The sequence below is a fragment of the Streptomyces sp. NPDC003691 genome (genome assembly GCF_053981115.1).
Genome location: NZ_JBSFNQ010000001.1, coordinates 1 through 20,224, shown reverse-complemented (window position 1 = coordinate 20,224; position 20,224 = coordinate 1). Strand labels below are relative to the sequence as shown.

13 protein-coding genes and 2 riboswitches are annotated in these 20,224 nt (G+C 73.6%); of the genes, 10 read left to right on the top strand and 3 right to left on the bottom strand.

Annotation, left to right across the window (positions count from 1 at the left end; all coding sequences use genetic code 11):
- Positions 1-73 precede the first annotated feature (73 nt).
- Positions 74-171: riboswitch (cobalamin riboswitch) on the bottom strand.
- 162 nt (positions 172-333) lie between these two features.
- A riboswitch (cobalamin riboswitch) is annotated at positions 334-408 on the top strand.
- 189 nt (positions 409-597) lie between these two features.
- The 3 genes from ACWDR0_RS00065 to ACWDR0_RS00055 all read left to right on the top strand — a co-directional run bounded on the left by ACWDR0_RS00065 (position 598) and on the right by ACWDR0_RS00055 (position 6,785).
- Complete coding sequence (locus tag ACWDR0_RS00065; protein WP_456349473.1) at positions 598-1,986, top strand: hypothetical protein; 1,389 nt, start codon at positions 598-600, stop codon at positions 1,984-1,986.
- A gap of 169 nt (positions 1,987-2,155) precedes the next feature.
- Positions 2,156-4,363, top strand: a complete 2,208-nt coding sequence (locus ACWDR0_RS00060) for a tetratricopeptide repeat protein (RefSeq protein WP_456349270.1) — start codon at positions 2,156-2,158, stop codon at positions 4,361-4,363.
- A gap of 139 nt (positions 4,364-4,502) precedes the next feature.
- Entirely contained in the window at positions 4,503-6,785 is a 2,283-nt protein-coding gene (locus ACWDR0_RS00055; protein WP_456349269.1) for a WD40 repeat domain-containing protein, read from the top strand.
- A gap of 381 nt (positions 6,786-7,166) precedes the next feature.
- On the opposite strand, the gene ACWDR0_RS00050 is transcribed toward ACWDR0_RS00055, so the two are convergent.
- A complete protein-coding gene (locus ACWDR0_RS00050; RefSeq protein ID WP_456349268.1) occupies positions 7,167-7,880 on the bottom strand; it encodes a hypothetical protein in 714 nt (237 codons plus the stop codon).
- 191 nt (positions 7,881-8,071) lie between these two features.
- Between ACWDR0_RS00050 and ACWDR0_RS00045 the strand changes: the two genes are divergently transcribed.
- The 4 genes from ACWDR0_RS00045 to fabG all read left to right on the top strand — a co-directional run bounded on the left by ACWDR0_RS00045 (position 8,072) and on the right by fabG (position 12,204).
- A complete protein-coding gene (locus ACWDR0_RS00045; RefSeq protein ID WP_456349267.1) occupies positions 8,072-8,233 on the top strand; it encodes a hypothetical protein in 162 nt (53 codons plus the stop codon).
- 334 nt (positions 8,234-8,567) lie between these two features.
- Complete coding sequence (locus ACWDR0_RS00040; RefSeq protein ID WP_456349472.1) at positions 8,568-9,533, top strand: LysR family transcriptional regulator; 966 nt, start codon at positions 8,568-8,570, stop codon at positions 9,531-9,533.
- 9 nt (positions 9,534-9,542) lie between these two features.
- On the top strand, positions 9,543-11,078 hold the full coding sequence (locus ACWDR0_RS00035; RefSeq protein WP_456349266.1) for a phytoene desaturase family protein: 1,536 nt from the start codon (positions 9,543-9,545) through the stop codon (positions 11,076-11,078).
- A 349-nt stretch (positions 11,079-11,427) separates the two neighbouring features.
- Positions 11,428-12,204 carry a 3-oxoacyl-ACP reductase FabG gene (fabG, locus tag ACWDR0_RS00030; RefSeq protein ID WP_456349471.1) on the top strand — a complete coding sequence of 259 codons (777 nt, stop codon included), beginning with the start codon at positions 11,428-11,430 and terminating at the stop codon, positions 12,202-12,204.
- A gap of 66 nt (positions 12,205-12,270) precedes the next feature.
- Here the strand turns inward: fabG and ACWDR0_RS00025 are convergent, their stop codons facing one another.
- On the bottom strand, positions 12,271-14,055 hold the full coding sequence (locus ACWDR0_RS00025; protein WP_456349470.1) for a serine hydrolase: 1,785 nt from the start codon (positions 14,053-14,055) through the stop codon (positions 12,271-12,273).
- A gap of 392 nt (positions 14,056-14,447) precedes the next feature.
- Here ACWDR0_RS00025 and ACWDR0_RS00020 point away from each other — a divergent pair, with 392 nt between their 5' ends.
- The 3 genes from ACWDR0_RS00020 (at position 14,448) to ACWDR0_RS00010 (ending at position 18,485) form a co-directional block, all read left to right on the top strand.
- Complete coding sequence (locus tag ACWDR0_RS00020) at positions 14,448-15,569, top strand: NAD(P)H-dependent flavin oxidoreductase (RefSeq protein ID WP_456349265.1); 1,122 nt, start codon at positions 14,448-14,450, stop codon at positions 15,567-15,569.
- Complete coding sequence (locus tag ACWDR0_RS00015; RefSeq protein WP_456349264.1) at positions 15,569-17,152, top strand: acyl-CoA synthetase; 1,584 nt, start codon at positions 15,569-15,571, stop codon at positions 17,150-17,152. The genes ACWDR0_RS00020 and ACWDR0_RS00015 overlap by 1 nt, the downstream gene beginning before the upstream one ends.
- A 232-nt stretch (positions 17,153-17,384) precedes the next feature.
- Positions 17,385-18,485 carry a calcium:proton antiporter gene (locus ACWDR0_RS00010; RefSeq protein ID WP_456349263.1) on the top strand — a complete coding sequence of 367 codons (1,101 nt, stop codon included), beginning with the start codon at positions 17,385-17,387 and terminating at the stop codon, positions 18,483-18,485.
- Positions 18,486-18,601: 116 nt separating this feature from the next.
- Here the strand turns inward: ACWDR0_RS00010 and ACWDR0_RS00005 are convergent, their stop codons facing one another.
- On the bottom strand, positions 18,602-20,191 hold the full coding sequence (locus ACWDR0_RS00005) for a hypothetical protein (RefSeq protein WP_456349469.1): 1,590 nt from the start codon (positions 20,189-20,191) through the stop codon (positions 18,602-18,604).
- Between the last annotated feature and the right edge of the window lie 33 nt (positions 20,192-20,224).

The window sequence follows — 20,224 nt, the reverse complement described above, 5'->3', positions numbered from 1 at the left end:
GGCGGGGCGGCCCCGCACGGCGGGGAACACACCCCACCGGAGGCCGGTCGACCACGCCGTAGTCCGCGACGGCGTTTCTCGCTGATTGAGCACCCAGACCAGGCAGTCCGGCTCGTCCGCCGCGCGGCGGACTCACGGTTGCGGGTCAGCGCCGGAATTCCACCGGCTTCCCCTGGTACCTGAGCGTGCGGGCCGTGTCGGACACGGCCCGGCAGCCGGATTGGAACATGTGGCCGAAACGGACGTCAAGACGGCCTCCCCCGCCGGCCGCCCCTGAACCGGGGCCGGTAGCGCGGCAGTTGTGCCTCGGGTACCGTCCAGGGCTGTCACATGGGGGAATCCGGTGGGAATCCGGGACTGACGCGCAGCGGTGTGGAACGGCGGGAGCCGGACCGAGTCCGAATGCCCATGCGGCGAGCACCACCTGGAAAGCCGTCACCTCGCGTTCGGACGACGGCCGGCGCCCCCGCCGCCCCGGTTCCCCGGGCCCGGTGACGGGCGTTCGCGGCCGGCGTCCCCCGACACAGGAGCAGGCCCATGTCCCGTACCCCCGCCTCCGCGACCTCCGCCGCCCCGCCCTCCCGCCGCCGCACCCGGATGCGCGGCCTTACCGTCGTCACGACCGCGGCCGCCGCGCTCGTCGCGGGCACCCTCCCGGCCTCCGCAACCTCCACCCCCGCCCAGATAGCCACCTCCAAAACCAACGGTGTGAACTATCTGAAGACCCTCCAGGCCGCCGACGGTTCCTACGCGGGCTCCGGGCTCTCCAACGAGTGGGCGTTCAGCGCCTTCGCCGCCGCCGGAACGGCCGCCGTCGACGTCGCCCCCGGCGGCGACACCACCAAGAACGCCCGCACCGTCTACCGCAACCTCCTCGCCACGGCCGCCTGGCCCTCCGCCGCCCCGGTCGTCACCGACTACGAGCGTGCCGCCCTCAACGCCCACGCCGCGGGCATCGACCCGGCCCGGGTCTCCGCCTCCCGCAACCTCATCGGCGACATCTACTCCTACTGGCAGACCGCGGAGACCGGATACTTCGGCAGCTCCGCCAACTACAACGGCACCGTGTTCGCGGGCCTCGCGCTCGCCGGCGCCAGAACCCAGTCCGGGGACCGGCGCGTACCGCAGGCGCTGCTCGACGCGATCGTCACCCGTATCCGGGCCAACCAGCACAACGACGGCGGCTGGGACTACCAGAAGGCCGAAGGGAATCCGACCCGGCTCGCGGCCCCCGGCGACGTCGATATGACCGGCGCGTCCATGGCGGCCCTCTGCGCCGCCGGAGTCCCCGCCACCGACCCCGACATCGTGCAGGCACGCCTCTTCCTCAAGGGCAAGTTGGTCAACCTGTCCGGTGCCTTCACCGCCATGTACGGCATCAACTCCAGCTCCAACGGCTGGGCCGTCTCCGGTCTGAACGCCTGCGGCATCAACCCGCAGACCGGTGACTTCCTCACCCCCGCCGGAAAGACCCCCGTCGACTTCCTGATCGCCCAGCAGTTCAACCCCGGCGGCGGCTTCCGCTACCAGCCCGCCGACTCCGCCCCCTCCGCCTACTCCTCCACCGACGCCCTGCGCGCCGTCGCGGGCGCGGGCTTCACCGCCGCACCGCCCCTGCCCACCTCCGGCGCCCCCCGCTGGGTCGCCCAGAGCGCCTTCACCCCCGGCACCGCCACCGAACTCGCCCTGAGCGTCGCCGACGGTACGGGCGCCCTCAAGGTCTGCTCGGTCGCCTTCACCCCGACCGGCACCACGACCACCCTCGGCGCCGTACTGGACGCGGCCGCCACCGCCGCCACCCCCGCGGGCTGCGTCACCTCCGTCACCCCCGCCACCGGCACGGGGACCGTCACCGCGGTCAACGGCACGGCCAACAGCGGCACCTCCGTCTGGCGCGCGAGCACCGACGGATCCGCCTTCACCGCCGCGACCCGGGGCCGGGTGATCTCCGTCGGTGACACCATCGCCCTGAGCTACGGCTCCTGACGCTCCGGCCGGTCCGGGGCCGCGCCGCACGGCCCGGACCCGGACCCGGCCCGAAATTCCCGGCCGTTCGCCCGGCACACCCACCGGCCCGTACCCACTGTCCGACCGCCCCGCCATACTGGACACCAACGGGGAGGGCGGAGCACACCGACGGGGGCAACGGAAGGCAATGGCGGATTCCAGGCTGATCCAGGGCCGGTACCGGCTGGACGAGGTGATCGGGCGCGGCGGCATGGGCGAGGTGTGGCGCGCCGTCGACGAGTCCCTCGGGCGGGGCGTCGCGGTCAAATGCCTCAAGCCCGTGGACCCCCACCACGACGCCTCCTTCGCCACCGTCCTGCGCGAACGCTTCCGCCGCGAGGCCCGGGTGGCCGCCGCGCTCCAGCACCGCGGGGTGACCGTCGTCCACGACTTCGGCGAACACGACGGTGTGCTGTTCCTGGTCATGGAGCTGCTCGACGGGCGCAACCTCAGCCAGCTCCTGGAGGAGAACGCCCATGAGCCGCTGCCGGTCGACGATGTCGTGGAGATCGCCGTCCAGGTCGCCGACGCCCTCGCCTACACCCATGAACGCGGTATCGTCCACCGCGATCTGAAGCCCGCGAACATCGTCCGGCTCACCGACGGCACGGTGAAGATCTGCGACTTCGGCATAGCGCGCCTCGGCGAGAACATCGCCACCTCCTCCCGGCTCACCGGCACCGGCATCGCCATGGGCACCCCGCACTACATGTCGCCCGAGCAGATCGGCGGCGGCCAGGTCGACCACCGCAGCGACCTGTACTCCCTCGGCTGCGTCCTCTACGAGATCTCCACCGGCGTCCCGCCGTTCGACGACGAGGACGCCTGGGCGGTCCTCGTCGGCCACCGCGACACCGTTCCGCAGCCGCTGCGGGTCCACCGCCCGGAGATCCCCGAGCATGTCCAGCAGACGGTGCTCGACCTGCTCGCCAAGACCCCGGACGGCCGCCCGGCCGACGCCCGCGACCTGCGGCGGCGCATCACCCGCCCCGACGGCGTACCCACGGTCCCCGCCCCGGCCGCGGCCCCGCCCGCCGGGCCCGCGCCCCTGCCGGCCTGGGGCAGCCGGATGACCGGCGGCCACCACGCCACGGCCACCGCCCTCCGGCCCGTCCTGCCCGACCACACCGCCGGGCTCACCGGCGAATGGACCACCGGCACCGCCGTACGCACCGTCCTGACCCGCCCGTCGGTACGCCCCGCGCGCCCCACGCCCACCCCGGAGACCCTGGCCGTCCTGGCCGGCCGCCACAGCGCCGGGCTCAGCCTCGGCCGACTCGGCCGCTGGGAGGAGGCGGGCGAGGTGCACCGCGCGGTCGCCGCCGAACGCGAACACGCCCTCGGCCCGGACCACCCCGACACCCTCGCCAGCATCTACGAGGTCGCCTTCACCCTCAGCCGCACCGGCCGCGCGGAGGACGCCCTCGAAGGCTTCCGCCGGGTCGCCGAGGGCCGCGACCGCGCCCTGGGCGCCGACCACCCGGACACCCTGGCGGCGCAGCAGGAAGCCGCCTACGTCCTCGGCGGTCTCGGCCGCCACCTGGAGGCCCACGACCGCTATACGGAGGTCCTCGCCGCCCGGGAGCGCACCATGGGCCCCGACCATCCGGACACCCTGCGCTGCCGCCACAACCTCGCCTTCAACCTCAGCAGACTCGGCCGTCTCGAAGACTCCTTCCGGATGGCCTGCCGGGTCGCCGAGGCCCGCACCCGGGTCCTGGGCGCCGACCACCCCGACACCCTGGTCACCCGGTACGAAGTGGCCTACGCCCTGGGCCAGCTCGGCCGCTGGACCGAGGCCCTGGCCGAGTACCGCGAGGTCGCCGACGCCCGCGGCCGCTCCCTCGGCGCGGACCACCCCGACACCCTCGCCGCCCGCTACGAGGTAGGCATCAGCCTCGGCCGCCTGGGCCGCGGCGCCGAAGCCCTCGACCTCTTCACCGCTCTGATCGCCGACCGTACCCGTATCTCGGGCCCGGACCACCCCGAAACCCTCCGCGCCCGCCACGGCCTCGGCGTCAACCTCGGCCGCACCGGCCGCTGGCCCGAAGCCCTCGACCAGTCCCGCGACATCAGCACCCGCCGCACCCGCACCCTGGGCCCCGACCACCCCGACACCCTGGTGAGCCTGCGCGAGGTCGCCGTCGCCCTCGGCTGGCTGGGCCGCTGGCCGGAAGCCCTGACGGTCTACACCTCGGTAGCCACCGCCCGCGACCGCGTCCTGGGCCCCTCCCACCCCGACGCCCTCGCCAGTCGCAACGACGAGGCCCACTGCCTGGAACAACTGGGCCGCCACGAGGAGGCGGTGGAGCTGTACCGGAGAGTGGCGGCCCTGAGGGAACGGAGGGGGCACTAGCGGGCGGGCAGCGGAGTGCTTGACCAGCGCAAACTCCGGGCCGGGGCCGTGGGATCCGTGAAACTGCGTAAACAACTACGTGATCGTGTGGGGGTGCCGGGTCGGGGGACGTGTCGGTGTGGGCTGGTTGGATGCGGTTATGTCTGATGACCTGCGCGATGACGGTTCCGGTGGGCAAAACGCCGAAGTGGACAGGCGACTGGCGGATACGGGGTTCTTGGTGCATGCCGATCCGAGGGAAGTACTGCGTCTGCTGGATGGTGCCTCGGGTCCGGCGGCCCGGTTGACGTCCACGGTCTACCGGGGGTCGCTGCACCTGCACCAGGGGGCAAGCCCGGCCGTAAGGCGTCAGGTGCTGGCGTTGGGGGCGGCCCGGTTCGGGGATCGGGACTTGGCGCGGCGGTTGGCCGAGGCGACGGTCGACGGTGCCCCGGCAGGGGCGGGCGGCTGGATCCCGGTATGGGCCACCGGGGCGTTGGCGGACCAGCGGTTCCGGCAGTGCCTGACGGGTCATGCCGATGCGGTGATGGCGGTGGCGACCACAGTCGTCGACGGCCGCCCGGTCGCCGTTACCGGAAGCGGGGACACGACGGTGCGAGTGTGGGACCTGGCCACGGGCCGGCCTGCCGGACCGCCCCTGGAGGGCCACGCTCACGAGGTGACCGCAGTGGCGACGGCCGTCGTCGACGGCCGGCCGATCGCCGTCACCGGTGATGAAGACACGGTCCGGGTGTGGGACCTGACCACCGGTAGTCCGATGGGTGACCCGCTCACCGGCCACACCGACAAGGTGGCTGCGTTGGCCACGGCGATACTCGACGGCCGTGCCGTCGCCATCGTAGGAAGCCACGACGACACGGTGCGCGTGTGGGACCTCGGCACCGGCCGGATGCTCGCCCCGCCCCTCGAAGGCATCAGTCTCCCCCGTGTACTGGCGACGGCGGTGGTGGATGAGCGCCCGGTCGCCCTCACCGTCACCGCCGAACAGGAGGAGGCGGTGCAGGTCTGGGACCTTGGCACGGGCCGGACGCTCGGTCCGCCCCTCGAAGGACACACCGGCTCGGTGTACGCCGTGACGGCAGCCGTCATCGACGGCCGGCCCGTCGCTGTCACCGGCGGTTACTTCTCCGACCCGACGCTACGGGTGTGGGACCTGGCCACCGGTCAACCTGTCGGACCGCCCCTTGCCCCCGAGGCCGACACCGACTACATCGACGCGGTGGCGTCGACGGTCCTCGACGGCCGCCCGGTGGCCGTCGCCATTACGCAGTTCAACGGCGCCACGTCGCTACAGATATTGGATCTGGGCACGGGCCGAACACTGGGCCGGCCCATGCACACCCGCAACGAAGCTGCCGGCATCGCCGGCTCGTGCGAGATGACCTCTGTAGCGACGGCAGTGGTGGACGGCCGCCCCCTCGCAGTCACCGGCTGCCACGACGGGACGGTCCAGGTGTGGGACCTCACGGCCGGTCGAACCGCCGGATCGAGCCCTGAAGGCCACGCCTACGAGGTGACCGCGGTGGCGACGGCGGTCGTCGACGACCGCCAGGTAGCCGTCACCAGCACATGGAGCACCGATGCCGACGGCACCGTCAACATGTGGGACCTGGCCACTGGCCAACCAGTGGGCGAGCCCCTCTACGCCCACTACAGTCCGCTGCACGGGCTGGCGACCGCAGTAGTGGACGGCCGACCGGTCGCTGTCAGCCTCGGCCACGCCCCTGCGGTTGCGGTCTCGGACCTGGCCACCGGACAACCCGCCACCCGGCCTTCCGAAGACAGCATCCGGTGTACGGATGTGGTGGCGACCACGGTCATCAACGGTCGTCCGGTCGCCGTCACCGGCGACAGGAACGGCTTGCAGATGTGGGATCTGGGCACAGGCGAGGCCGGAGAACCCTTCGGCTTCGTCAACTGCCACGTGATCTCATTGGCGACAGCCGTCCTCGGCGACCGTCCCGTCGCCGTCACCGGCAGCGCAGACCGGACGGTACGGGTATGGGACCTGATCACCCGCCAACAGGTCGGCGAACCCCTCACCGGTCACACCAGCCAGGTGCAGGCAGTGGCGACGGCCGTGGTGCAAGGCCGTCCGGTCGCCGTCACCGGCAGCGCCGACGACCGGATGGTGCGGGTATGGGACCTGATCACCCGCCAACAGGTCGGCGAACCCCTCACCGGTCACACCAGCCAGGTGCAGGCAGTGGCGACGGCCGTAGTGGAAGGCCGTCCGGTCGCCGCCATCGGCAGTGGGCACGGAGTGCGGGTGTGGGACCTGACCACCCGCCGACAGGTCGGACCCGAACTGCTCCTCCCCGGCCGGGTCAACGCTCTCGCCGTCACATCCGACGGGCGGATCGTGGTGTGTTTCGACCGTGACATCACGGTCCTGACCCACCTGCGTTCCCTCAGCGCCTGATTCCGGACCCGGCCCGCAGCGCACCCCACTGGCGAGGAAGCGGCGCAGCATCGTCAGGGGTTCGGTGGTGCGGGCGATGCCGGTCAGGAACGTTGCGGACATGGTGTTCGGCCTGCTGCGGAGTCGTGACATCGGTGCGGGTCCCGGAGCTCAGGACCCCGAGGGGGCCGGGCCCCGCAAGGCGCCTCCGGGGCGTGGCCGTTCGCGCCGGGAATCCGCGCGGGGCGGGGCGGTCGAGTGGTCACACGGCCGCATGCCCTCACCAGCCGAATCCCGCACACCCCGTCCGTCGCTCATAACAGCCTGCCTGCCAGGCGGTCTCCCGCCTGGCACCACCCCACCACCTTGACCAAACCCATAGGGGCCCCGTGGGGCTCCCTCCTATACCTCCCACCACCACCCCTCCAGCTCGTCATCCTCCGCGAACTCCACCGGTATCGCGTACGGCGACTGCCGGGCCGCGGCGAGGGCGCCGGTGCGGGTTGCCACCGTGCGCAGGTCCCGGACCGCGGGCATCTCCGCCACCTCCGTGACGTCGAAGGGGCAGCCCGCCGGGCCGCCCACCAGCGTGGCGCAGCCGAACGCGTACCACATGGCGATCAGGTCGCGGTCGCCCTGCCGCTCCGCGGCGACGGCGATTTCGCGGACCACGTCGATCAGCGGGGTGCGGCGCGGCGGGAGGGCGTCGGGGCCCCGGAGTTCGCCCGCGTCCGCCAGGCGGCGCCACAGTGCGGTACCGGCGTCGCAGTAGAAGTAGGGCGGTTCGGCGTAGCCGTCCTCCAGCCAGGATTCGTAGCCCTCGAAGTCGGGAGCCTCCTCGTCGAACGTCCGCAGGCCGGTGAATTCGGTCAGCCCGTCGAAGTACGCGCGCCGCGCGGCGTGGTCGGGGTGCCGTTCGAGGGGGAACCGGTACGTGTACCGGCGCCGCAGCAGGATGTCCATCACCCGGAAATGGGTGAACGAGCAGTCGTAGTCGTTCTGGAAGCCGTAGAGCACGGCGAACCAGTCCCGGACCCGCGGATCGTCCGGCCCGGCCAGGCCGTTCAGGACCCGGACCGAATCGGCCACCAGGTCCTCGATCTCGTGCATGGACATGGTGATCTCCCTCGCTCGGCGGCCGGTCGGTCCGTATCCAAGCAGTGCCCACCGACAGGCGCCCCGCCCGGCGAGGCGGGGTAGCGGGGCCCGGGCGCCCTGTCTACGATCCCGAGAACGCCGCGGAAGCGGACGGAACCGTCCCGAGCCGCAGGAACAACCGTCCCGAGCCACAGGAACAGGAGCGTGCCATGAAGTCCCGCCGCCGTCTGTCGTCCGTTCTGCTCTCCCTGGCCCTCGGGGGAGCCCTGCTGATCGGTGCCGCCGCCCAGCTCGCCAAGATGTCCGCCCCCGACGCCGCCGCCCACGGGCACAAGCGGATCAGCGATGTGGCCCCGATCCTCATCGGCTGAGACACCGCGCCCCGGTGACCCGCGGGCCCGCGGGTCACCGGCAGCGGCGCGCGCTCCCCGCGCACGCGGGGATGATCCCCTCGGCACGATGGGCGCGGGCACCCCGCCGCCAGTGCTCCCCGCGAACGCGGGGCTTCGCGGGGCCGAACGGGGCCGCGGCCCGGAGCCGGAGCGTCCTCATCCAGGGGATGACCAGGTACGAACTCCCCTTTAACGCAACGCCGATGACCCCGCCCGGGCGCCCCGCGGAAGGTCCTCCGGCGCCACGACCGGGGATTCGTGCGCGGGGGGCTCCGGGGGGCCTAAGCTTCGCCGTGTGCTCGACGTGAGGCGTATGCGCGTTCTCTGCGCTGTGGTCGCAGGAGGATCGGTCACCGCGGCGGCCGCCCGGCTGGGGTACACACCGTCAGCCGTCAGCCAGCAGGTGGCGGCGCTGGAGCGGCAGACGGGGACGGCCCTGCTGGAACGGGTCGGACGGGGGGTGCGGCCCACCGCCGCCGGACGGCTGCTCGCTGAGCACGCCGTGCTCATCGGACGGCAGCTCGCCGAGGCGGAGACCGCGCTCGCCGATCTGCGGGCCGGCCGCACCGGACGCCTGGTCGTCCGGTACGCGCCCGGCACCGGCGCCGCTCTCGTCGTCCCCGCCGTGGCCCTCCTGCGGGCGGGGCATCCCGACGTACGGATCGACCTCGGTCCCGCGGACGACACCGCCGCGGTCGCCGACGCGGCCCGCGGCCTGGTCGATCTGGCCGTCGTCACCCGGCTGCCGGGCCCGCCCGACGGCGTACCGGACGGGGTACGGCTGGAACATCTGATGGACGACCCCTACCGGGCCGTCCTGCCCGCCGGACACCCGCTCGCCGCCCGCCGGGTCGTCGACCTCGCCGAACTGGCCCGCGAACCGTGGATCGGTTCCGACGAGCCCGGCCCCGACGCGCTGCGCCACGCCCGGGCCGGTACCGTCCCCGGGCCCGAGACCGTGGTGAGCGGGGAGGACCAGGCCGCCGTGCAGAGCCTGGTCGCGGCAGGTCTCGGGGTCGCCCTCACCCCGCTGCTGGGACTCGGCACCCGGCACCCCGGGGTGGTCGTCCGCCGGGTCCGCAACCCCGAGCCGGTACGGCCGGTCCATGCCGTCCTGCGGACCGTGCCCGGCGGGCATCCGGCCCTGCTCGCCCTGCTCGAAGCCCTGCGCTCGGAGGTGCCCCGCGGCGCCGAGCGCCGTACGGCCCGGCGGCCCGGGGTGCGCGCCCCGGACCGCCCCGGCGGGCTGCGGCTCCCGCGCCCGGCCCCCGCGGGTTAGGGTCCGGGCATGCCCGCACAGACCTCGTACGACGCCGTGATCGTCGGTGGCGGCCACAACGGCCTGGTGGCCGCCGCCTATCTGGCCCGCGCCGGCCGCTCCGTGCTCCTCCTCGAACGCGCCCCGGTCACCGGCGGCGCGGCCGTCTCCACCCGGCCCTTCGCGGGGGTCGACGCGCGGCTGTCCCGCTACTCGTACCTCGTCTCCCTGCTCCCGGACACCATCGTCCGCGATCTCGGCCTCGACTTCGCGGTACGGAAGCGGACCGTCTCCTCCTACACCCCGCACGGCACCGGCGGTCTGCTCGTCGGGGCCGGCCGGACCCGGGACTCCTTTGCCGCGCTGACCGGCGGCGACCGCGAGTACGAGGCGTGGCGCGCGTTCTACGGAATGACCGCCCGGGTCGCCGAACGGGTGTTCCCGACCCTCACCGAACCGCTGCCGGAGCGTACGGAGCTGCGGGCACGGATCGACGACGACACGGCGTGGCGGACGCTCTTCGAGGAACCCGTCGGAGTCGCCGTGGAGGAGCGGTTCCGGCACGACCTGGTCCGGGGCGTGGTCCTGACGGACGCTCTGATCGGCACCTTCGCGGACGCCCACGACCCGGGGCTGGTCCAGAACCGCTGTTTCCTCTACCACGTCATCGGCGGCGGCACCGGCGACTGGGACGTCCCGGTCGGCGGGATGGGCGCGCTCACCGACGCCCTCGCCGCGGCCGCCCGGTCCGCGGGCGCCGAACTGCTGACCGGGCACGAGGTCACCCGTATCGACACCGACGGCACCACCGCCGAGGTCTCGTGGAAGGCGGCGGACGGGTCCGGCACGGTCGCCGCCCGCCGGGTTCTGGTGAACGCCGCCCCGCGCGAACTCGCCCGGCTGCTGGGGGAGGAGCCGCCCGGCCCCGCCCCGGAGGGCGCGCAGTTCAAGGTGAACATGCTGCTGCGCAGGCTGCCCGCGCTGAAGGACGAAGCGGTCGATCCGCGCGACGCCTTCGCGGGCACCTTCCATGTCTCCGAGGGGTACGAGCAGCTCGCGGCCGCCTACCGGGAGGCGTCCGCCGGGCGGCTGCCGGGCGCGCCGCCGTCGGAGATCTACTGCCACTCGCTGACCGATCCCTCCATCCTCGGCCCGTCGCTCGCGGCCCGGGGCCACCACACCCTGACCCTCTTCGGACTGCACACGCCCGCCCGCCTGTTCGCCGGGGACAACGACCGCGCCCGCGCCGAACTCCTCGCCCGCACCCTCGCCGAGCTGGACTCCCATCTCGCCGAACCGATCGCGGACTGTCTTGCCGAGGACGCGGACGGCGCGCCCTGTATCGAGGCCAAGACCCCGCTGGACATCGAGCGGGAGATCGGCATGCCCGGCGGGCACATCTTCCACCGGGACCTGTCCTTCCCGTACGCCACGGAGGAAACCGGCCGCTGGGGCGTGGAGACCGCGCACGCCAATGTCCTGCTGTGCGGGGCGGGCGCGGTGCGCGGCGGCGGGGTCAGCGGGATCCCCGGGCACAACGCGGCGATGGCGGCCCTCGGCCGCTGAACCGGGCCCGCCCGCCGCCGTACGCCCGAACCTTCCCGCTCCGGCGCCGTACGCCGACCCCCTCCCGTCCGGCGCCCTGCGGCGGTTTCCGGCCCGTATGCCGGGTCCGTATCCCCGGTCCGTACGCCGGGCCCGACCTCCTGCGCCCGGAGCCCTCGGAACCGGGTTCCGGGCCGTCCGGCCCGGGGTGCGGACGGTCCGCCGCCCCGTCCGTTGGACGGCTTCTTTCGGCCGTCCCGCCGTGTTCGGCACCGGACCCCGGCCGGCCGCCCGTACCGTGATGATCATGGTCGTGTCCGTGCTGACGGGCGCGTCGGTGGTCGAGCGGAGACGAGGGAGCGGGCGAGAGATGGGTACCGACTGGCGGAAGCGGTCCGTGGTCGTCACGGGCGGGACACGCGGCATCGGGCGGGGTGTTGCCGAGCTGTTCGCCTCGCGGGGCGCGGCGGTGGCCGTCACCGGCCGGGACGGGACGGCCGCGGGGAAGGCCGCGGCGGAGATCGCCTCGGCGACCGGCGGCCGGGTCACCGGGCTGGCACTGGACCTGCGGGATCCGGACGCCGCCGAGGTGCTGGCGGCCGAGGCCGAGGAGCGGCACGGGCATGTGGACGTGGTCTGCGCGAACGCCGGGGTCTTCCCGGAGAAGTCGCTGCGGGAGATGACGGCGGCCGATGTGGACGAGGTCCTGGCCGTCAACCTCCGCGGGTCGATCCTGGTGACGAAGGCGTTCCTGCCCGCCCTGGAGCGCGCCGGGCACGGCAGGATCGTGCTGACCTCCTCCATCACGGGTCCCGTCACCGGCTACCGCGGCTGGTCCCACTACGGCGCCAGCAAGGCCGGCCAGCTCGGTTTTGTACGGAGCGCGGCCCTGGAGCTGGCGCCGGCCGGGATCACCGTCAACGCCGTTCTGCCGGGCAATGTGCGCACCGAGGGCCTGGCCGGGCTGGGGGAGGACTATCTCCGGCGGATGACCGCCTCGATTCCGGCCGGCCGGCTCGGGGAGACCGCCGACATCGCGCACGCGGTGCTGTTCCTCGCCTCCGACGAGGCCGCGTTCATCACCGGTCAGACGCTCACCGTCGACGGCGGGCAGACGCTTCCCGAGTCCCTGGACGCCATGGCCTGAGCGCGCCGGGGCCCGGCCGTCCCGGGGCGGCGGTCCGCCGTCCCGGGGCCGGAGCCGTCCGCCCGGTCAGTCCTCCGAAGGGGTCCAGCCGCTCGCCTCGATACGGGCCGCGTCCCGTGACCGCGCCTCGTCGAAGACGGTCCGGTGACCGTCCTCGACCCGGATCCCGTCCACGTACACCCCGCGCCCCACATACCGCCGGTCGGTGGTGTACCGCCAGCGCAGCCGCAGTCCGGCGGTACCGCGCCAGGGGGACAGATCCGCCGTCATCCGGTGCCAGCGGCGGCCGGACCAGCCGGTCGCGGTGCCCGCCGGATGCTCGCGGTCCGCGGCCCCGGGGCGGGCCGTGCGGAACGGTACGGGCACCCAGGCGGTGCCGCCGTCCGCCGAGGCCTCCAGGAACAGGGTGTCGGCCGACGGTTCGGTGTCCCACCACAGGGAGCAGCGCAGCCGGGCGGTGCCGCCGGTGAGGGCGGGCAGCGCGGGCAGGGCGAGGAGCGCGGTCGTACCGGACGCCATTCCGGAGAACCAGGCGGTACGGCCGTGGGCCGGGCGTACGGGGACGGCCCGCGCCAGCTGGTCGGCGGCCGCGACCCGGGGCGCGCTGCCGGAGCGCCAGGTCCGCACCGGGTGCACGGAGTTGCCGAGGACGATCAGGAACGAGTCCGTCGTCGGGTCCAGTACCAGGCTCGTTCCGGTGAAACCGGTATGGCCCGCCGTCCGGGGCGTGGCCATCGCGCCCATGTACCAGTGCTGGTTCAGCTCGAAGCCGAGTCCGTGCTCGTCGCCGGGGAACGCGGTGTTGAAGTCGGTGAACATCAGCTCGACGGACTCGGGGCGCAGGATCCGGGCCCGGCCGTAGGAGCCGCCGTTGAGCAGGGTCCGGGCCAGCACCGCGAGATCCCAGGCGCAGGAGAAGACACCCGCATGGCCCGCGACCCCGCCGAAGGAGTACGCGTTCTCGTCGTGGACCTCGCCCCACACCATGCCCCGGTCGAGACCGGACCACGGCGGCCGGGCATCCTCGGTGGCGGCGATCTTCGGGCGCCAGGAGGACGGCGGGTTGAAGCGGGTACGGCTCATCCCCAGCGGCGCGGTGATCTCGTCGTGGAGCAGGGTGTCCAGGGTGCGCCCGGTGAGCTTCTCCAGGATCAGCTGGAGGGAGATGAGGTTGAGGTCGGAGTAGAGGTACGCCGAACCGGGTGCGGACGCCGGGCGCTCGGCCCACAGCATCCGCAGCTTTCCTTCGAGCGTCGGCTCCCGGTACAGGGGGATCCACGAGCGGAACCCCGAGGTGTGGGTCAGCAACTGCCGTACGGTGACGGCCTCCTTGCCCGCGGCCCCGAACTCCGGCAGATACGCCGCCACCCGCTCGTCCAGCTCCAGCGCGCCGCGCTCGACGAGCTGGACCGCGAGCAGCGAGGTGAACAGCTTGGAGACCGAGGCGAGGTCGAAGACGGTGTCCCCGGCCATCGGGATCCGCTCGTCCGCGGGCAGTTCGACGCCGTTGCCGGTGGTCTCGTCGTATGCGGCGTAGCGCCGGGCCAGCCCGATCGGCCGGTGCAGCGCGACCGTACCGCCGCGTCCGGCGAGCAGTACCGCGCCCGCGTACCAGGGGCGGGTGGGGGAGGGGAGCAGGTACGTTTCCGCGTCGGCGACGAGCCGGTCGAGCCGGTCGGCGAGCAGCCCGGCGCGAGCGGGGCTGCCGTACCGCAGCACGGGACGGCCGCGGCGGAAGGCCGCCGTACCCGTCCCGGCCGGGGCGGGTACGGCCCGTGCGAACGGTACGGGCGCCAGGGCCAGGGCGCCGCCCAGCGCCAGCACCCCGCCGCTCAGGCGCCGCCGGCTGATTCCGTGTCTCTCCGCCGCCTCGCCCTCCGCTGTCTTGTCCTGCGCCGTCCTGCTCTCCGCCGTCTTGTCCTGCGTCACCCGCGCCCCGCTCTCTGCGTTTCCGCGTCGCTGCGTCGCTGAAAGTATTTTTCGGCTTGTCCGACCGGCAGTGAAACGTTCTTCCAGAGCGTGCCCGCTGTCAACCGCCCGGCGGTGCCGGGCGTCCGCCGGGCTTCCTCCGGGCGGACGGTGCGGCCGGGTCGCAACCTGTCTGCCGGGCGCCCCGCCGCATCCACCCGCCGGGCCGCCCCGGGCCACGGGCCGCCCCGGGCCCGCGGGGCGGTTGCCGAATATCTGACGCAGCATCAGAAACAGTCTTCCGGTCTCCGCGCCGCTGGGGCATCCTGCGCCCCATGGAGACGGAGCTGAGCACGGCCCTCGGCGTTGAGCACGCCATCTTCGGCTTCACGCCGTTCCCCGCGGTGGCCGCCGCCCTCACCCGCGCCGGCGGACTCGGCGTCCTGGGCGCCGTCCGCTACACCGCGCCCGACGACCTCCGGCGCGATCTCGACTGGATGGCGGAGCACACCGGCGGACAGCCCTACGGCCTGGACGTGGTCATGCCCGCCCGGGCCGCGGAGGCCCCCGGCAACCGGCCGCTCACCGAAGCGGACGTCGAGGCGATGATCCCCGAAGGCCACCGCCGTTTCGTCGACGGTGTCCTCGCCCGCCACGGCGTCCCGGAGCTGCCCGGCGGCGAGTCCTCCGGCTGGCGGATCACCGGCTGGATGGAAGGGGTCGCCCGCAGCCAGCTCGACGTCGCCTTCGACTATCCGATCGCGCTGCTCGCCAACGCCCTCGGCTCCCCGCCCGCAGATATCGTCGCCCGCGCCCACGACCGGGGCGTACGGGTCGCCGCGCTTGCGGGCAGCGCCCGCCACGCCCGCCACCACGCCGACGCCGGAATCGACATCGTGGTCGCCCAGGGGTACGAGGCGGGCGGACACACGGGGGACATCGCCACCATGGTGCTCACCCCCGAGGTCGTCGACGCCGTCGACCCGCTGCCCGTACTGGCCGCCGGCGGCATCGGCAGCGGCCGGCAGATCGCGGCCGCCCTCGCGCTCGGCGCCCAGGGCGTCTGGCTGGGCTCGCTCTGGCTCACCACCACCGAGGCCGATCTGCACTCCCGCGCTCTGACCGCCAAACTCCTGGCCGCCGGATCCGGGGACACGGTGCGCTCCCGCGCCCTGACCGGCAAGCCCGCCCGCCAGTTGCGTACTGCCTGGACCGACGCCTGGGACGATCCGGCCGGACCGGGTCCGCTGCCCATGCCCCTCCAGGGGCTGCTGGTCGCCGAAGCCGTGTCCCGGATCCAGAAGTACGAGGTGGCCCCGCTGCTGGGCACCCCCGTCGGCCAGATCGTCGGCCGGATGACCTCGGAACGGTCCGTACGGCAGGTGTTCGACGAGCTGACCCGGGAGTTCGAGACCGCCGTCGCCCGGGTCAACCGGATCGCGGGGAGGGACCGCTGATGCCCCGTACGCCCGCCGAGCACGGCACGGAGCCCGCAGCGCACCCCAACGGCTTCTGGGCCCAGGCCGCCGCCGACCCCGGCCGCACCGTCCTCGTCGCCCCCGGCGGCGAGACCTGGACCGCGGGCCGCCTCCACGGCGCCGCCAACCGGCTCGTCCACGGGCTCCGCGCCGCCGGGCTCACCCACGGAGACGCCTTCGCCACCGTCCTCCCCAACGGCCCCGAACTGTTGACCGCCCAGCTCGCCGCCACCCAGGCCGGGATGTACCTCGTCCCCGTCAACCACCACCTCGTGGCCCCCGAGACCGCCCATATCCTCACCGACTCCGGGGCCCGGGTGCTCATCGCCCACGAACGGTTCGCCGACACCGCCGCCGAGGCCGCGGACCTGGCGGAGCTGCCGCCCGCCGCCCGCCGCGCCGTCGGGGAGATCGGCGGCTTCCTCCCGTACGCCGGACTTCTGGACGGCCGGCCGGACACCCCGCCGGACGACCGCCGGCTCGGCTGGGTGATGAACTACACCTCGGGCACCACCGGACGGCCCCGCGGTATCCGCCGCCCCCTGAGCGGCCGCCCGCCCGAGGAGGCCCACCTCGGCGGCTTCCTCCGCTTCTTCGGCATCCACCCCTTCGACGGACACGTCCATCTGGTCTGCTCGCCGCTCTACCACACCGCAGTACTCCAGTTCGCCGCCGCGTCCCTGCACATCGGCCACCCCCTGGTCCTGATGGACCGGTGGACGCCCGAGGAGATGCTCCGTCTGATCGACGAGCACCGCTGCACCCACACCCATATGGTCCCCACCCAGTTCCACCGGCTCCTCGCCCTGCCCGAAGGGATCAGGAACCGCTACGACGTCTCCTCGCTGCGTCACGCCGTCCACGGCGCCGCGCCCTGCCCCGGGCAGGTCAAACGCGCCATGATCGACTGGTGGGGCCCCTGTGTCCAGGAGTACTACGCCGCGAGCGAGGGCGGCGGCACCTTCGCCACTGCCGAGGACTGGCTGAAGAAGCCCGGAACGGTCGGCCGGGCCTGGCCCATCAGCGAGATCGCCGTCCTCGACGACAACGGCAACGAGGTGCCGCCCGGCACCGTCGGCACCGTCTATCTGACGATGCGCACCGGCGGCTTCCGCTACCACAACGACGACGAGAAGACCGAGCGGAACCGGATCGGGGACAGGTTCACCGTCGGCGACCTCGGCCTGCTCGACGAGGACGGCTTCCTGTTTCTGCGCGACCGCAAAATCGACATGATCATCTCCGCCGGGGTCAATATCTACCCCGCCGAGACCGAGGCCGCGCTGCTCGCCCATCCGGCGGTCGCCGACGCCGCCGTCTTCGGCATCCCCCACCCGGACCGGGGCGAGGAGGTCAAGGCCGTGGTCGAGCCCGCCGGTGGCCGGGAGCCCGGGGAGGCGCTGGCCGGGGAGCTGCTCGCGCACTGCGCCGGGCTGCTCGCCCCGTACAAACGCCCCCGCAGCATCGACTTCGTGACCGCCCTGCCCCGCGACCCCAACGGCAAGCTGTACAAGCGCAGGCTCCGGGACCCGTACTGGGAGGGACACGACCGGCCGATGTGACGGGCACGGGCGGACGGGGTGGCGCGGGCCTGCAACGGCAGGGCCGTACGGGTGGCCCGGGCCCGCAACGGGCATGGGTGAAGGGCCCCGTACGGCCCCGCAACGGCAGGGCCGTACGGGGCCGCGGGCCCGCTCCGGGCAGGCGCGCCACCCCCGGCACGCGGGCGCGCCCCGCGCCCCCGTTGGCGCAACCCCGCGCGCGCCCCCGTCACCACGATGGCAGCGTGGCCTCATGACATCGGGCACCCGAGCGCTTCCGTTGCAGTGGACCACCCTGGCGCCGGTGCTCTCTGTGATCGCGCTCGCCGCGGCCTGGGGGCGGGACCTGCCCGGATTCGCCGTGGCGATCCTGACGGTCTGTCTTTTCGCGGCCGTCCTCGCCGCGGTCCACCACGCCGAGGTCGTCGCCCATCGCGTCGGGGAGCCGTTCGGCTCGATCGTGCTGGCCGTCGCGGTCACCGTCATCGAGGTCGGACTGATCGTCATGCTGATGATCGGCGGCGGCGACAAGGCGTCCACCTATGCCCGGGACACCGTCTTCGCCGCCGTCATGATCACCACCAACGGCATCGTCGGTATCTCCCTGCTCGTCGCCACCCTGCGCAACCGGGTCGCCTTCTTCAACGCAGAGGGTGCCGGCGGCGCCCTGGCCACCGGCTGCGCCCTGGCCACCCTGACCCTCGTGGTGCCGACCTTCACCACCAGCAAACCGGGGCCGGAGTTCACCGGCGGCCAGCTCGCCTTCGCCGCGGTCGCCTCACTGGCGCTGTACGGGCTGTTCATCGGCGTCCAGACGGTACGGCACCGGGACTACTTCCTGCCGGTACGGCCCGACGGCTCCCCGTGCGGTCCCGACGAGCACGCCGAGCCGCCCACCGTCCGCGACACCTGGTTCAGCCTGACCCTGCTGGTCGTGGCCCTGGTGGGAGTCGTCGGCAACGCCAAGCTGATCTCTCCGTCCATCGAGCGGGGGGTCGAATCGGCCGGGCTGCCCACCGCTTCCGTCGGTGTCGTCATCGCCCTGATGGTGCTGCTGCCGGAAACCCTGGCGGCGGTCCGGGCCGCCCGCAGCGGCCGGATGCAGACCAGCCTCAATCTCGCCTACGGCTCCTCCATGGCCAGTATCGGACTGACCATCCCCGTCATCGCCCTGGCCAGTATCTGGCTCTCCGGTCCGCTGATCCTCGGCGAGGGACCGACCAATATGGTGCTGCTGGCCCTGACGGCGGTGGTGAGCGCACTGACCGTGGTGCCTGGCCGGGCCACCCTCCTCCAGGGCGGCGTCCATCTGGTGATCTTCGCGGCCTTCGTCTTCCTGTCCTTCAGCCCCTGAGACGCCACCGGCGCTACGGGGCCTCCGGCTCCGAGGCTTCCGGACCCGGCTGTCGGAGGGAACCTCTAGGGTGCCGTTCACGCCGTCGCGCGGTGCGGATCCCGCGACGGCCCCTCTCACGGCAAGGACCTTCTGAGATGACGGATGAGCCCGTGTCCCGGCAGCCGCTGGACGACGAGCAGATCGAACGCCGACTGGCCCGGATACGCGAGCTGTCGGCGCGCTGGGCCGCCCTGCGGCCGGGCGACGGGGACGTATGGCGGACCGGTTTCTCCGCCCTGACGGAGGCCGAGGTGGTGGCGGCGGAGACCGGGCTGGGGCAGCGGCTGCCGGAGAACTACCGCCGGTATCTGCTGGAGTTCGGCGAGCCCGGGAACCTGCTGATGTCGTACGCCGGACGGCGCCTCGCCGACCAGACCGGCCCCCGGCCCGCCGAGCCCTTCCCCCTCGACCGCCCCTGGGCCGGCACGCCGGCGCAGATCGCCGACTGGGAGGACGAGGAGGGGACCGACTTCTTCGAAGCGGGCCCCGGCGAGTTCTACGCCCAGTTCGACGATCCGGAGGACGCCTTCTACGACCTTCCCGAAGGCGCCGGATACCGGGACGGGACCGTGGTCCTGGGTGCGACCCGCAGCCACTTCCTCGCCCGGCTGGTGCTCAACGGCCCCTGGGCGGGCACGGTGTGGTTCGACAGCTTCGGCAACGACGGCGAGCTGATCCACCTGGCCGACGAGGACTTCTTCGACGACTACACCCTCGGATCGTTCATCGACGCCGCGGAATGGCGGCCGCTCACCGAACTGCCCTGGTACCCGGCACCGGAGGAGGGCGTCGCGGACTTCGCCCCGGGAGACTTCCTCGATCTGACGATCGCCGTGCTGTGCCGCCGGGTCCGACAGGCCGCGGCCGCCCGGGCCTGCGACCGGCTGGACCCGGCCGTGCTCCTGGACGCCCATCTGCGGCTGCGCGACCCCCGGGCGTACGGCTTCCCGGCCGGACACACCTACGGAAGTCTCGCCCCCCACCTCTCGGGACGGGTCCGGGACGAACTCCTGCGGGCCGCCCCGGACCCGGAGGCCGCCGAGTGGATCCTCGAACGCACCGGGGCGATGCTGGGCCCCGCCGCCCGGCCGGCGGCGCTGATCCTGGCCGGGCGCTGGGCGGAGCTGGCCGCCCTCGAAGCGGACGAGTTCCCGGACGACGCGCGCAGCGCGGTCAATCTGGCGCTGGCCGCGGAGTTCCTCGGCGCGGCGCCCGGGCCCCTGAGCGTCCCCACCGCGCCGGGCACCCCGCGCCCCGAGAACGAGCGGTGGGCCGTACTGAGCACCCTCGCCCGCCTCGACGCCGGACGGCGGCAGTCGTTCCTCGGCCGGCTGCCCGCCCAGGACGCCGCCGAACTGGGCCCGCTGCTGGACATCGCCGTACTGCCCGCGAGCCCGGAGGCCCTCGACGGGCTGCTCACCGGTGAGCTGTCCGGCCCGGAGCGCATTGCCGCGACCGTCGCCCTGGTGCGGGCCCTCCACACGGCGGCCGGGGGTGTCCCGGACCCGGCGCTGCCGGACCGGCTGTGCGCCCTGGCCGTCGCGGCCGGCCGGGTCGGCGAGGTCTTCGACCTGCTCGCCGCCGTGCCGGGGGTCCGCTGGAGAGCAGAACCCCTCGGCGTCCGTGGAGCCGCGGAACGCGCGGTCGAGCGCCCGGAATTCCACCGGATCGCCGAGTCTGGTTCCGGTGCCGTGTGC